The organism is Citrobacter sp. wls826 (assembly GCF_005281245.1).
GTDB classification, from domain to species: Bacteria; Pseudomonadota; Gammaproteobacteria; order Enterobacterales; family Enterobacteriaceae; genus Citrobacter; species Citrobacter braakii.
This window is the reverse complement of sequence record NZ_SZWS01000054.1, coordinates 12097-27005: the sequence shown is the minus strand read 5'-3', so window position 1 is coordinate 27005 and position 14909 is coordinate 12097. Positions and strand designations below refer to the sequence as shown.

The 14909-nt window shown below is 45.1% G+C and carries 15 protein-coding genes; 1 reads left to right on the top strand and 14 read right to left on the bottom strand.

Annotated elements, in window-relative coordinates:
• From FDW87_RS14135 to FDW87_RS14085, 10 genes are all read right to left on the bottom strand, one after another.
• Positions 1–554, bottom strand: a 554-nt coding sequence (locus FDW87_RS14135) for a PhzF family phenazine biosynthesis protein (RefSeq protein WP_252363181.1), incomplete at its 3' end; no start/stop codon positions are given.
• Positions 541–1197, bottom strand: coding sequence for a transcriptional regulator (locus tag FDW87_RS14130; protein ID WP_115190618.1), 657 nt, complete (start codon positions 1195–1197; stop codon positions 541–543). The genes FDW87_RS14135 and FDW87_RS14130, both read right to left, overlap by 14 nt.
• Before the next feature lie 13 nt (positions 1198–1210).
• Positions 1211–1573: a RidA family protein gene (locus FDW87_RS14125; RefSeq protein WP_032947028.1), complete on the bottom strand. Its 363-nt coding sequence runs from the start codon at positions 1571–1573 to the stop codon at positions 1211–1213.
• A gap of 822 nt (positions 1574–2395) precedes the next feature.
• The gene (locus tag FDW87_RS14115; RefSeq protein ID WP_137379863.1) at positions 2396–3448 is read right to left on the bottom strand and encodes an AbrB family transcriptional regulator; all 1053 of its coding nucleotides are present in this window, start codon (positions 3446–3448) and stop codon (positions 2396–2398) included.
• A 35-nt stretch (positions 3449–3483) separates the two neighbouring features.
• Positions 3484–4716: an acetyl-CoA carboxylase biotin carboxylase subunit family protein gene (locus FDW87_RS14110; protein ID WP_075849150.1), complete on the bottom strand. Its 1233-nt coding sequence runs from the start codon at positions 4714–4716 to the stop codon at positions 3484–3486.
• Between the two features lie 8 nt (positions 4717–4724).
• Positions 4725–5354, bottom strand: coding sequence for a 2OG-Fe dioxygenase family protein (locus tag FDW87_RS14105; protein ID WP_016156404.1), 630 nt, complete (start codon positions 5352–5354; stop codon positions 4725–4727).
• Between the two features lie 146 nt (positions 5355–5500).
• Positions 5501–5704: a 4-oxalocrotonate tautomerase family protein gene (locus FDW87_RS14100; protein WP_137379862.1), complete on the bottom strand. Its 204-nt coding sequence runs from the start codon at positions 5702–5704 to the stop codon at positions 5501–5503.
• A 14-nt stretch (positions 5705–5718) separates the two neighbouring features.
• Positions 5719–7059 (bottom strand): hypothetical protein, encoded by a 1341-nt coding sequence (locus tag FDW87_RS14095; RefSeq protein ID WP_137352078.1) that lies wholly within the window; start codon positions 7057–7059, stop codon positions 5719–5721.
• Positions 7049–8911: an FAD/NAD(P)-binding protein gene (locus FDW87_RS14090; RefSeq protein ID WP_137379861.1), complete on the bottom strand. Its 1863-nt coding sequence runs from the start codon at positions 8909–8911 to the stop codon at positions 7049–7051. Before FDW87_RS14090 ends, FDW87_RS14095 begins: the two co-directional genes overlap by 11 nt.
• The gene (locus FDW87_RS14085) at positions 8908–10098 is read right to left on the bottom strand and encodes an MFS transporter (RefSeq protein ID WP_016156407.1); all 1191 of its coding nucleotides are present in this window, start codon (positions 10096–10098) and stop codon (positions 8908–8910) included. Before FDW87_RS14085 ends, FDW87_RS14090 begins: the two co-directional genes overlap by 4 nt.
• A gap of 108 nt (positions 10099–10206) precedes the next feature.
• Here FDW87_RS14085 and FDW87_RS14080 point away from each other — a divergent pair, with 108 nt between their 5' ends.
• The gene (locus FDW87_RS14080; protein ID WP_016152964.1) at positions 10207–11079 is read left to right on the top strand and encodes a LysR family transcriptional regulator; all 873 of its coding nucleotides are present in this window, start codon (positions 10207–10209) and stop codon (positions 11077–11079) included.
• A 376-nt stretch (positions 11080–11455) separates the two neighbouring features.
• Here FDW87_RS14080 and FDW87_RS14075 read toward each other — a convergent pair whose 3' ends face one another.
• From FDW87_RS14075 to trpS, 4 genes are all read right to left on the bottom strand, one after another.
• Positions 11456–12016 carry a hypothetical protein gene (locus FDW87_RS14075; RefSeq protein WP_019076712.1) on the bottom strand — a complete coding sequence of 187 codons (561 nt, stop codon included), beginning with the start codon at positions 12014–12016 and terminating at the stop codon, positions 11456–11458.
• A gap of 287 nt (positions 12017–12303) precedes the next feature.
• On the bottom strand, positions 12304–13047 hold the full coding sequence (locus FDW87_RS14070) for an SDR family oxidoreductase (protein ID WP_137379926.1): 744 nt from the start codon (positions 13045–13047) through the stop codon (positions 12304–12306).
• 290 nt (positions 13048–13337) lie between these two features.
• On the bottom strand, positions 13338–13499 hold the full coding sequence (locus FDW87_RS21075; protein WP_016156412.1) for a hypothetical protein: 162 nt from the start codon (positions 13497–13499) through the stop codon (positions 13338–13340).
• A gap of 348 nt (positions 13500–13847) precedes the next feature.
• A complete protein-coding gene (gene trpS, locus FDW87_RS14065; RefSeq protein WP_053389369.1) occupies positions 13848–14852 on the bottom strand; it encodes a tryptophan--tRNA ligase in 1005 nt (334 codons plus the stop codon).
• Positions 14853–14909 lie beyond the last annotated feature (57 nt).

The following is a 14909-nucleotide window of genomic DNA, read 5'->3' as shown; positions in this document are numbered from 1 at the left end:
GTCACGATCACGCCGCGGGTGTCGAATACCGCCAGCTTGTTGAAGTCAGGATTAAGCCCGTCGATGATGGTTTTGTCATCGACCAGTACAATCAGATCGTCCGATTTCCACACCCCGATAACACCGGCGGTAATGCCGAGGGCTGCCAGCAGTCCATCAGGAGTATCAATCTTCATGGCCGATTTAGCCGGGAAGTCCATGCAGAGTTCGTCCCCGTTCTTACTCACCGTCAACAGGCCGCTGCGGGTGTGGAAGCTGATAGTTTCTTGTTGGTAGCCAAGCTTGTTGAACAGCACCCAGGATGCAGCGAGAGTGGCATGACCGCACAAATCCACTTCAACCGCAGGCGTGCACCAGCGCAGGTGATAACCCTCCTCGAACGGCACAAAAAACGCGGTTTCAGAAAGATTATTCTCCGTGGCGATGGCTTGCAGAACAGCGTCAGGCAGCCACGCAGTTAACGGACAAACGCCCGCCGGGTTGCCGCCAAAAGGTTGAGAGGTGAAAGCATCAACCTGATAAAAAGGAATTACTGTGGTGTCAGACTTTGTCATTTAATTTATCCAGATAGTTGTAAACGGTGTATCGGGTAACTCCCAGCGCTTTAGCGACATGATTAACGCTGCCTTTAATCTTGAAAAAGCCCTGAGCATGTATTTCAGAAATAACCCGTTTTCTGAAATCAATCTTATTTTCTGAACCCGTGGGTCTGAATTTCGAAATAACGTCATCCAGAGATTTATCCTGAATATCACCTAGCGGATTTTCCGGCGTTTCAGCCGCGGCGGCCGGATGGAGTAAATAGTCCAGGTCGCGTTTGAGTTTTGATACCACATCCATATCGACGTTAATGCAAAAAGCCACTAGCGGCACGCCGTCCTTGCTGTAATAAATCGTCGATGCGCTATTCAACGTGGTGCCAGAGAGAGTGGTGGTGGTATATCCACTGAATACCTGACTGGGAACACGCTGCGAAGCATCCAGTAAACCTAAAAATCCCGTGTCATTTTCCGGGCCGGACAACAGCGCATCACCGGCTTTCCTGCCGCTGACGTGTCCATTAATGATGCTTATCACGGACGATTCGGGGCGGGTAAGGTCATGCAGAACTGCTTCTGTGTTTAAGGGAAGCGTGGTTCTCAATGCCTCAAGCGAAGCCGTCAAAATAGTGATTAAATGTTCACGTTCGTCTTTCATTTTGCTCTCTCCATTAGACAACGGCCTGGACTTCTATTTCGACGTCTAAATCAAATGCAAGGTGACTGGTGACGACGCTCCTTGCGGGGAAACCTTCCGGGAAGAACGCGCTGTAAGCAACATTGAATTCGCTAAAGTGCTCCATGCTGCTTAACCAAACCTGGACTTTCACAATGTGGTTCAGCGTCGTATGCGCCCGCGCCAGAGTTTCCCGGATGGCGTGCATGATATGCCGGGTCTGCTGGGTGACAGATCCATACAACGGTTCACCTTCGGGGCTCATGGCGACATGGCCTGAAAGAAAAACAAACCCGTTCACCTGCACGGCGTCTGAAAAGGGAAAAGGCTTGGTCGTGGGGTAGCGTACGATAGACATGTGTCAGATTTGCCCTAAAGAAAGTGTAGTAGCACGGTAGCATGACTTTATTTTAAATTAAACAAAATTATTATTTTAAACATTTGTTGATTTTGTGGCTTTCCTGCATCTCCACTAGCTGAGCATCGACAGATGCTTTGTTGACGGGATGGGATATGCTCTGAACCGCGTTTAAGTGCTGTAAGGACAAGCTCGTCTGTTTCTGGTACTGATCGGATAAGCTAACTGAGCGAATGTCCGTTGTGGGCGAGGAGCGGAAGTTAGTCTCGTAAGCACAAAAGCAGTCTGTCGGAAGCTCTATAAAAGTGAATGATTCGTTTTGCAGGGATACTTACACCGCCAGTTAGTTTGAAAATGGTGCAATTTCTCAACACAGGGTTTACCCAGATGGCTATGTCACCACCTCCTATTTTTGAAGGCAACGACTATTACAGCGTCTCTGAAGAATTTTTTAGCAAATTACCAGCTGATCTAAGAGCGCCTTTTGAACAAATAATGAAGAAAGGGGCGGAGATTATTAGCGGTTGCGATAAAGAGATTGAAAGTCTGATTAGACTTATAAAGGTAATACCTACTACAACAAGCCTTAGTTACATTTATCGTCGGCTTCGTACGACCAAGTTTGAAATCACTACTGAATCGATGATGGAACAGGAGATGTTAACAACCGCTTTTGTGGTCAGCTACGTACGTTTGTTCGCCAAAAGCAATGGCACTTGCGTTCTCCAGCGGAATGATCTCCCTGTCCACCTACGGGCTGTTCATGATGAGCTGTATAAAATTCGCAACGAACGTTATGCTCATAACGGAGGTCATAACCCCCTACAGCGGCCTCGTCGGCTTACTGGTTTTAGCGCTATTACCTTCTATAACCTCTCTTTTGCGGTAGATAACTATTGCAGGGATCGTTTGGATGAGCAACATGCGTATAATATGGCTTGCCATCACAAAACTCGCATTCGCGTTAAGCGCCAGTGCCGCAAAGGACATTGATTCCACGCTCCCGGGAACCCAGGAGAGCATCAATAAATAAAATGGATAATCCAGAAGATGCGCCGCTGTAAATGCCATCATGACCGTCACACCCAGTCCAATAGCAATGAGCTGTATTGAAGACCAAAGATGACGCAAAAATGCAGTCAACGTAAACGCAATAAAATGATGCCCCAGTAATATGCCCATCAGGATCATACTGAACTGATTGAAAATATCGGGAAAAAACACAGTCTGAGATGACAAAGGGTGCAGGAGTGCTGCACAAAGCAACGACGTGATCATAAAGGGCGCAGGAAAGTGGAAGCGTTCAAGGCATTTGCCCAACACATAGCCCGCAAAGACAATACCCAATAGCCAGAGCACATTAGTCGTTGCAAACAATACAGGCGGCATGGCCATATGGGTTTGCGCACCGCCGGTAATATATCCGGCAAATAAGGTCAATGTGATGAGCCGTAGCGAGTGCGAAATGATAATTTTTTGCGGCGGCGTTTTAACATGGGACGCTAGCGCTAATACCGCTGCCATTGCCCCCGGAACGGCGCCCAATAACGCCTCTTCCTTACTCCAGCGTAATCGGTGAATACACCACAAGTAGCATGCGGTGAATTGCAGGGATAAGCATACTAATAACACCAGTAAAAATGCGATATTTCCTTGCGCCCCAAAAGAAAAATCGCGAAATAAAAGACCAATTGACGTACCAAGAGAGAGTTGAATCACCGTCAGGCTGCCCGGCAGTACTGGCACAGAAAGACCGGTACGTTTTAACACCAGCACGGTAATAAGGGGGCCAAACATCATACCTAACGGAACGTTGCAATAGGTAAAACCCAACCCAGCCAGGATACAAAGAGCAAAACCTAACAATAATTTCATACACCTTTCTCCTGGCTACCGGGAGTGTTAAATACTCAGTGAACGGTTTCGTTAACCCAAAGGGTATTTTCAGCAACCCATTGGGTCAATGCATCAAGACGTTCGTGTATTTCCCGGCTGGACTCCGCTTGAACAATAGCACTCACGATCTCGCCATTTGTTAATTTCATCGCGTCATATTGGCGGCCGACGACACCTGTTGCCCGATATTTAACCACAAAAGGCAATGGACATTTTTCCGCAATAGAGAGGAGCGTGCCCTGTGCAGGCGGCACATTTAATTGGCCAACCCGTAAAACGGGTTGTCTTTGCGATAAATCCTGCGGATAGATTTCGCATAAACTGGCTTTAAGCCAGGTCATTCGAGGATCAAGACCAAAAGCGGCCCCTAATTCTTCATTGACAAAGCAGCCACCTAATCGGCAAGCAAGCTCGCCAAAAATAATGTTGTTATCTTTATCAACAAAAACTTCAAGGTGAAGCAATGCGTTTTCTTCCGTTGGAAAAACCTCTTCAGCAAGATATTTGGTGTAGGCAATCAGTTTACGATGCAGCGGCGTGTCATCTTCCATAACCAGACCTAATGTTTTCCCGGATAGAAAATCCAGGCAGGAGACGGTTGCACGAGATGCAGAAACAAATATTGCCTTTCCTTTTAAATACAACGCATTAATTTGATAAGCTTCGCCTTCGATAAATTTTTCAATGAGCAGATTGTGATACTCTGGCGGCTTAACCTGCGCCAGATATTTATAAAGCTGGCCTTCATTTTTAAGAACCACCACGCCCTGTGATCCACGCCCATCATTAGGTTTGATGACGCAGGGATATCCCTGTTCGGCAATGAATCGCGCCATCGCAGTCGCACTGTCGACGCGTGCCATAGCAGGAACCGCTAACTGATGAGACTGAACAAGCGATTTCATCATAAATTTATCACGGAAGAACATGGCCTTTTTTTCACGGTCGTGTGTCAAACCCAGACGATCGCTGATTCGCGCGGCCCTCAGAACATCGATTTCGGCGAGGTAAAAGATACCCGTTGCTTTATTGTCCTGGGCGTAGTGGTAAATATCCATTTCCACGAAGGGATTATCATTAAAGTTTTCATAAAAAAGGAAAGAAAAACCTGCCCCCATATGATCAAGAATATTATCGATCTGGCTTGCGCACGTTGCAATCAGAACCGGGGCCACTGATTGCAATGACTGCCACTCTTCACGTGAGTGCTGAAAAATAATTTTTGGTGGACACAGCAAGATATTCATTGTTTTTCTCATTCAATATCAAATGTAATGACAAATACATCCCGATAACCTTTTCCTGGCAACAAAGGAACCACTGCCGCGGTATAATGCTGATAATTCACATCATTGAATATTACTGCATCGCCCGCATGCAGTTTGAACGTAGAGGCATCATTGCCCCCATCATGATTAGGAATAAGCGTGGTTTCTCCACCAGTCACATTCTCAATTTCGCTGCAATAGATTGCAATGTACTTAAAACCATCTTTATGAATACCCTCTGGAGCGGGATATCCAGGCCTTCGGTCATCTGTCGTTATTCTTATTTGATGAATGCCAATATTGTAAGTCGTGTCTGGAAGCAATGGCAAAAGCTTACGAAACACCAGATTCATCACTTCTTCAGCAACGTCTTGTTTTATTTCTGGGTATTTTCTTGCAATACCGCCAGCGTAATTGTTCAGTTTTTCCGCTTGAAAAAACTCACCCACTGCGCACAGATCAAAATACTTTTCACGTCCGGCCCTGGCCTGCATGTAACTTCTGAACCGAAAAATACCATCTTCAGCCTTAAGCCATGGATCGGGTAGTAATTCATCAAAACTATTTTTGACTTTAGCTGAAGTCTTCCCCAGTCGAATATGATGATAGGCGTGCATAGATAACGTCCTTAATACGGTAGTTTGAGCAGTCTACTTATAAGATATGAAATGCATATCCAACAATAAATAATATTGCAGACTCTTTTATACTGATAATCTATGGGCAAAAGTAAGGAGGCAGGCTCCTTACTTTTTAAATAACTCTACTTGCTTTTTTTACGTAACTCCGTCACTGGCACGCCACCAATTCCCCAGTTATCAGTCTCCACTTCATCAATGACCACGATGGTTGTGCTGGGGTTTTTATTCAGGACATCAACCAATAGTTGTGTCACTCCCTCCATTAATTTTTTCTTTTGCTGAACGGTAGCACCTTCATTAGTAATTTTAATATTTACGTAGGGCATATGAACTCCTTTTATTAGATAATTTTTGACATTGCACCAAGATAAACAAGTGCAAAGAGATTAAACGATAGAACATAACCGTAGTGCATTTTAAAACTGGTGTTACTGGGTGATACATTCAGACTGTTTGCGGCGAAAATAGCATTGATCGATACGGGAGAAATAAGCTGAGTTGCAATAAATAAGCAAATCCATATCTGATAATCAACCATCCCCCCCGTAAGATAATCAGAAAATATCGACCATGCGATACTAAAGATAATCAGTGGATGGATACCTAATAAACCAAAAAACGGTACGATGAACAAAATAATCGCGTAGATCTGCAACGTTGTCAGCCCGCCAACATAAGCAGTGATACCCTCAGGTACATGGGAAAAAAGCAGCCAACAAACTGAGGTCAACACACTACAGCTTAAAAGCAACAATACCTCACCGGATATATTCTGTGCAGATTCAGTTAATTGCTCAGCCCAGGGTTTATCCTTTTTAACCAGATGATCGACAACAAAGAGCACAACTGCTGTAAAGGCAATACTTTGCAGTGAATTAAGATTCAGTACCGTTAATGAAAAAATGAATACTCCCCAGAACAGACCTACACATAGCAGGATATACCGCATCCCATCACGGCTGGGTGTCACCGTCTCGTTTTCAGCGATTACCGTCACTTTTGCGCTTTGGTTGAACAAGATACTGAATAAAAAGAGAGGGATACCCACCAGCATCGCCTTAAGATGCGGTACGTCAGGCATTGCCGCCCAAACGGCAGCAGCGCCGATGGTGGTTGGCATCAGTACCATCGTAATGCATACGGTGCGCGTAATAATCTTTGCCAGGTTGAATCTTGGCCCAATAACTGACTTGAGGCCATCGAGCAGCAATGATATTGCCCCCAGACTCATTGGCCATGTTAAGAACGCCGTCAATAACGTAACCCCAAAAGTCATGTTCGATGTTTTTCTACGCGAAAAATATCCTCCCAGAACAGCTGTAAAATTAAGAGAGGCCATGACTTGTCGTAATAAGGCAATACCAACAAGCAGTAAAATCACATCAAAATATCGCGAAAAAATTGCAGGGAGCACAATGCCTTTCAGGTTGTTTGTAGCAAGAAGAAACATCATCGAGCAGAGAAAAATAATCACACCACTTATGGCGGATGATTTTTTTGACCAGAAAGCAAATGTCGATGCGAAGTAGAGCACGGCGGTAACTCCCGCAATAGCCGACATCGCCGCATGTTTATCCGTCAACGCACAAGCGAACAGAAATACCAGCAATGATGTTATCGCTAACGCAGGTTGCAATGATTGCCACGCCTTGCCACGGGCCTGGATTTGCTCAGTCTGCATTTATCGCTACCTCTGGCTGAGCCTGCCGCACCATCATTTGATGATACATATCTGCGACACAACGGCCTGCATCAACCAGGAATCTTGAATTAACCAGCGGACGTGGCAGGACGTAGGTGTAAAAATTCGCGCCTTCCGCAGGATTGCCCAGCACCCAAAAAGCCGTCTGCGCTTCCCCCATGCGATTAATAGGATGCTGGCATTGATCGATATCCAGCCCACCCGGGTGATACCCCTCATTCATAAATGGACGAACAATACCATTGGCTGTCATATTTCTGATTAACGGTGAAGCGTCATGTAGTGGCGAAAAACTGGCAATTTTCGCCTTGATTAAAACATCAGCCTGAATCTCAGTACTCTCTTCTTTAAAAGGTGAGTGAACTTCGAATTTTCCTTCGCAGTCGTTCAATACTAACCTTGAATCTTTACCACCGGCCAGACTCACCACATTCGCTTCCATTAATGCTAATAGTTGTTCATTTCTTAACTTCGGCGGGCCAACGGCAATGCGGTTAAAAATAGGATTAAAATGCTCAAGGAAATACTGATGTGACCGCGATTCAAGCCCTGAATTATCAATCGCTTCTCGTAAAATATCCCTGACATCACGAATAATGTCTGTCGCCGCTTTGATCGGGCCATGGACATTGCCCTCCTCAGACTCCTGGAGATCTTTACGCAGGAAATACATAAACCATTGAGTATAATCCTTTAAACTCAGATGTTCCTGTGATTGATGTGGATAAAGCACACTGTCAATTACCGCGATGTCTTCAGCGCTCGGTTCATAAGAGCCAGCATCTAACCACTGCCCATTTAGGGTTGAACGATAGGCATAACACATTTCTTTATGCAGTAAGGGGAAAACTTGTTCAAGAAAATCGATTTTTGAAGATCCTTTCTCAAACACATTTTTCAACCGCAATTCTCTGATAGCCATTGCCGTTAAGAAGCGTGGGGAGTACTGCCCAGAAACGCCTTTTTGATTCGCGCCGCGACTGCTAAAAGGTAGAGCCTTACGTGAATAGATAAAAATACCCGGTTCTTTTCCGGAAGGATGATAGCGAAGCTCACCCTCTTCCCGGCTAAATTTTCCACCCCTGCCGATAGTGAGTTGCGAAATGACATCATAGGCAGTCAGACCAATACCCTGAACAATCACATTTGATTCCGCTGTTATTTTATTCAAATTATTCATTGGATAAGGAGTCGAATAGTAGTCCAGGCGTTCATTTTTCTTATAATTATTGGCAATAAATCGTTCAACAAGATGATCGTCAAACGTTTTGGCGTTGTCGCTGTGACCAGTGGTTAAATAGATGTAATCGGCCACCACACGCTGACTGTCTTCCAAGACAATAATAGACTTCGCATCGTCCTGAATCAGAATGTTGTTGGCCTGCTGATTTATCTGTGTAACCGAGATATTGTCAGGCAAACTTTTGATAATTTCGTGATAAAACCAATTTAAGTATTCACCTAATAATCGACGAGGTAAATAATCGTTGGCGTCAATTGGTTTGCCAGCCACGTCTTTTAAATAACGGCCATCAACATTTTTATAGCCCTGCTCATTAGCCCACTGATGAAAACATGGCCCTGAACGGAAAGATCCGGCATTTCTTACCGTCGCATCACCAAATAATGTTATCTGGCAAGCAACGGTGTTAACCAATAAATGGTCGGGCTGCGATAAACTGTGCGCACCTACACCCATCGCATTTTTATCAACGATAACAATATTAATATGTTCATTCTGTTTACGTTGTGCATGCTGAGCACAAATCCTTTCCAGAATACTAAGCCCCCGAGGCCCCATTCCTATAATAGCAACGGTTGTCTTTTTCATTCTTTGCTCCAACTTTGAGAGTATTTAACTTTGCTGTGTTGAACATAGCTAATCCCTGCTGCGATAAATAACGCACAAGCGCCAGATAATATTGAAATAGTCATCCCGTTTTTATTGTTCTGAAACGCACTCACGATTAATGGCCCGGCAATTTGCCCAATGCCATATGTTAACGTCACCAGACCCAGAAGATTAATTTTCTGTGGTGCAGAAATCTTTTTCGCGAGTGGCATAACGAGAGAACTGGTTCCCATGAAAGTTGCACCAAAGCCAATACAACTCAAGGTCAATAAAAGCGGGGAATGGATAAACGAGGCCATCACAACGCAGCTCGCCTGCACAATTAAGTTAACACTCAGGCAGGACAATATGCTCCACTTGCGTGCAGCCCATAACCAACCATAGCATCCTGGGATAACGGCAAGGCCAACAATAGACCAGATATGGTTGGCCAGAAATTCATTACCCACTCCCCGGGCCATTAAAGGGAGATAAGTAGCTACAATGATATAACCGAAGCCTGCCAGTCCATATAACAATGCTAAATTCCACCACTGGATGTTCGGCTCGGATGACGAAGCTTTTTTCTGAGGAGGTAGAACGTGTTTATTTGCAGGCAGCAAGATAATCAGCGCGATGAAGAGTACAGCTGAAATGATTGACGCGCCGATCCATAGTAGCTTTGAATTTAATGCATATGCGATACCGGCTATAACATATTCATTGCCTATAAAAATACCCACCCCGACGCCGGCAAACAAAGAAGCAATGACAAACGGATTATGGGTATGCTGTAGCATAAGCATCGACCCGAATATCATCATGCCTGCGCTGGCAACACCGGCGATAAATCGAATAACAATTACTATATCAGGGTGCGTGACTACTGCCATCGCAAAAATAAGCAGGCCGGTGACTAATGCAGCACAAATTAACATCGTTTTGATATTCTTCAGGCCACCAAAAATACCAAACGAGAACAGGAGGCTGCCAACCAGGTATCCGGCGTAATTCGCGCTTGCGATTAACGATAATTGCGAAAAATTAAAAATGCCTTCATGCAACATGACCGGCAGCATCGGAGTATATAAAAACCGACCAATTCCCATCCCCAGCGTTAAAACAATCATACCGAAGACAGCCGTGCTCAACTGGCGATGGCCAATAACATTGTGATCAAGATCCATTTTTCAGGCTCAATATGTCAATCAGATTTGATTGTTATGTTACATAAAGAAATGATAATAAAAAGTTAATAAAAAAGACGAAAACCTTCACTTTGAGTGACAGACACGATGAACAGTACCTCATTAAATTTGTTTAAAACCGTCGCGGAAACCGGCTCTATCACCGCAGCAGCCCGTAATCTGCACTGCGTTTCTTCAAACGTCACGACGCGGCTCAAGCAACTGGAGTCCAGCCTGGATGTTTCGTTGTTTGTTCGCGAGAAGAATCGTCTTCACATCACCCCTGAAGGTGAACTGCTTCTGCGTTACGCTAACAAAATCCTCGCGCTTTTAGACGAAGCCGAGTTGTCTATGCAGGGAACGAAAGCGGCTGGCCCTCTGCGCATTGGCGCAATGGAAACCACTGCCGCCGTCCGACTTCCTGCTTTGCTGGCAAACTTCCACCGTGAAATGCCCTCCGTAGAATTAAACTTAAAAACGTCACCGACAGATGTGTTAGTTCGTCAGATCCAGAATAGTGAACTTGAAATTGCCTTCGTCGCTGACCACAAGGCGTTGCACGTAGACAATTCAAGGCTACAAACGCAGGTGCTGTGTCAGGAAACCCTGGTTCTGGTTACGGCCGCAGAGCATGGTGATGTCGTGACGGGAGCCGATCTGGAGGTGACAAGGCCGCTCGTCTTTGTGAAAGGATGTAATTATCGTTCCCGGCTTGGGCAATGGTTACGGCTACAAAATGTCGATTATGACGACCCGCTGGAGTTTGGTTCTTTTCAGGCAATACTTGGTTGCGTAAGTGCCGGAATGGGCATTGCATTATTGCCTGAGAGCGTCGTCAAACAGTATGAAACGAGCTTCCCCATACGGTGCCACTCTATTACTCCTCACATTGGTAATGTCAATACTATGATGATATGGCTTAAAAATCGTGAGGTTAGCCGGGTATTGAATTGCTTTGTTTCCTTTGTTTCATCCCACTGAGGTATTCCACAACCATATTGTGCCGTTAGGGCTTTTGGGCTGGTAAATACTCTATATGGATCTATTATCGATGCAGGCTTTCAGTTTCAGGATTGACTAATGCAATTTAATAGAGTTGCTGAAGATTTCTTTCCTGGGATTGGTCAAGAAATTTGACCACTGTTTTGTAGTAAGAACGGCATCTGCTCTCTGATTCGTTCGTTGCCAGTCTGCCATTGGCACAAAGCGGCTATTCAGTCTGCTTAACTTTGTTTCCAGGTTCAAAGGGGGAACGATGAGGTTTTGGCAGAATATGCTTAAGTTAAATGCGAAAAGGAATTCAAATTGGATGGAGTTTTTCACACATGAAAGACATCTTTCAGGATGCAGGTAAAAATTACCGAACAAGCAGATTCTGCCAATCTGGATTCTCAATTTTATGGGAATAGGGCAGCATCGCACGATTAATCAGATCAAAGAATTCTGACTCCACCATCCTTACCGCTTTGCTTGTACCTGGCCCTTTCCATTCATCAAAGAGACGCCAGTAAAGCGATTTCAGCATATCGACCGCTGCCTCGAAAATCTTTACGTCAGGTTCAAACCAATGACACACCAGAAAATACATTTTTTGTTCTGCATCATGAATGGATGTGCACTGGGAAAGTTGACTCATAAATAGCTTTATCCAGACCAATGCTGCTGTTTTTAGCGGTGGCAGTACAATCCGCTGCTCTATCATGTATCGTGACAGATATAATTCAACCTCATTCCGTTCAGGTTGATTATCATGACCCAGTGAAGCGAGAATTAAGAGAGTCCCCGAATCATTTCCTTCGGTAATTTTATCTTCAGCCCATGCAATGATCAGGCAGTCCAGATTATCGTAGAGAAAGTGATATTTTCTTGAAAAAATAAGCAGTCCGAGCAGGTCATTGAGTGAGTATATACATGGCATCTGATGTTCTCTTTCCTGTATCGTTTACATGAACCTTGGCAATGCTCCTGTCTAAGGCCATCATTCATTTAACGGGTGGGGCTACGTATTCGAATGAAATGCCAGTTAACCTTAATTTTATCTTAACTATTGATATAAATGCTATAAAGTGTAGTGACATACAGATTTTGACCACATAAGCCGAAGTGTGAGAAGTCCGCCTCTGGCACGGAGCAGTCTGGCTGGCGCCCCTCAAGAGCCGCTATGTCAAGAACGGACGTTGAGCACGTTGTTCAACGTCACCAAATTCAGCCCCTGGAACTCAGTTTCTCGCGAGTCGGACCTTGAAAGTAGATACTACCTATATGGCAACTACGCGGTTGAGCGAGCACAAAACGAATTGTTTCCCAGACTGAGCGTCCATTTAATAAACGTTCCCCCATTCTGGATTGACTATCAACAAACGTATCTAACCCTGTAAGTTCGAAATCCGGTGGATACAACCCGGTCACACGTATATTTTCTTTGGACAACTGGTGTGACAGTTTAGTTGTGAATCCGCTAAGCCCGTGTTTGCTGGCAAAAAAAGCGGGATGCGCAATTGAATCCGTAAAATTCGGAATCCCACATGAAGATATTATTGAGACGACATCCGCGCTTTCTGAACGTCTTAACCCAGGCAACAATGCATGAGTCAGTAAAATCGCACCTGTCAGGCCTGAACTGACGGTATTGATAATTTCTGCGTCTGGTTGATCGTCTAACGTTCCTGACAGCCACTGGGCGGCATTAAGGATTAAAATGTCGATGGGCTTGTCTGAAGTTAACAACTGAGAAGAAAACTGCGAAAGGGATTCAGGCTGGGTTAAATCACAGATATATCCTTTTGCAATCCCGCCTTCAGCCGCGATGATACTGCAAGTTTTTTGAATATCATCAGCACGCCGCGCGCAAAAATCCACCTCGACGCCTTCTTGCGCCAGCCACACGCACAGCGCCTGACCAAATCCTCCACCTCCACCCGTAATTACAGCTCTTTTACCTCTTAGCATCTTCATCCATCCTTTTCTTTATGACTATGTGTGGATATAGATATACATGAGGAGGTGGATTGGCATCTTTCAATTAGTGCCATTTTTACATGAGGAATAGGGATAGGGGACTTGCAAAGCCAGCATCTGGCGCGGAGCGGACTGAGCGTTAGATTATTATATTCTCTGCAAGGATATGTATGCGCTATACACCAATTTTAATTGTGCTATTTAGTCAGTAAATTTGTTTAGAATACCATTCCTCTTCTGTTTATAAAGACAAGAAGAGGGATGTGTTAATCATTTAGATATCAGTAGCCTGCAGCCCTGTTGGCTTCTTTGATGCGATTGTTTCTTGCGTCTTTATCGTGTTGGTCTTTTGCCTGCATTATCCCACTTGCAGCATCCACCCAATCATTTGCGGTACAACCTGACAATACAATACTCAACATTAATGCAAACGCATACTTCATTTTAACTCCATCATTCATTATTGTATAAATAGCGTCTGTGTAATGCTCAATGTATTTGACGCTAATGCGGTTAATTTAACAAATAATCATATCTCAGGCAAGGTGAGGATTTCGAACCCGTACATGTAATGGGTAATTCATAATGATTAGCTGAAATAATTGAAGGGCCGGGTAGAAATAGCACTGCATAAAAAACGACATATCGTATTGCGCGGATTATTAAACAGCGAATTAATTAGCCTCTTTGACAGAGGTTATCTTTACGCGTCAACGCATGGCTGCGCTACTCCCGGCGATTGTCATTCGTCGGGAGCTATCTTTAATTATCGAACCTGTAGTGCTTCGAGTTCAGAACACCGGCAAACCCAGCCCTTGCTTTACTTCTTTTAATGTCTGCTGCGTGACCTCGTGCGCCTCTTCGCTTCCTTTTTTGAGCATCGCCATCAGCATACCTTTATCCTGGATGTAGGTTGCCCGCCGCTCGCGCATCGGGGCGATAAGCTCCTGCAAGCACATCTCCAGCTCGTTTTTGCATGTCCGGTCACCCAGCCCGCCGCGCTGATAATGTGCTTTCATCTCCGCAACTTTTGCTTTATCCGGATGAAAAGCATCGAGGTAAGTAAATACCATATTGCCGTCAATCTGCCCCGGATCGGACACTTTTAGATGATTGGGATCGGTGTACATTGCGCTGACTGCATGATGAATATCCTCTTCACTGGCGGACAGGAGTAGAGTGTTGCCGAGCGATTTTGACATTTTGGCATTACCGTCGATCCCTGGAAGACGGCTGGTCTCACTCAGTAGCGCTTTACAATGCGACAAGACAGAGGTCGGTAACAGACTATTCATCTTATGCACGATCTCATTGGTCTGTTCGATCATGGGCAACTGATCGTCGCCGACGGGAACCACCTCGGCTTTGAAAGCGGTAATATCTGCTGCCTGGCTGATGGGATAAACCAGAAAGCCAACCGGTAACGAGCGGGCAAATCCTTTCTGCGCAATTTCGTTTTTGACCGTAGGATTTCGCTCCACGCGAGCCACGGTAACAATGTTCATATAAAGCGCGGTCAGCTCAGCGAGGGCGGGCAGGGCCGACTGCAGACAAATGGTGGTGAGTGACGGGTCGATTCCTGCGGCGAGGTAATCAGCCAGCACTTCGGGAATATTGTTGCGGATCTTTTGTGGTGTGCTGCCGTTATCGGTTAGCCCTTGCAGGTCAGCAACCAATATAAACTGCTGATAATCATGTTGCAGCGTGGCGCGCTGGCGCAGAGAGCCAACATAGTGGCCGAGATGCAGCGGGCCAGTGGGACGATCGCCAGTGAGGATGATAGTTTTGTTGTTCATGTAAGACTCCTTAATCAAAAAACCGAAAGGGGTCTTTAAATGCAAATAACCGCCTTT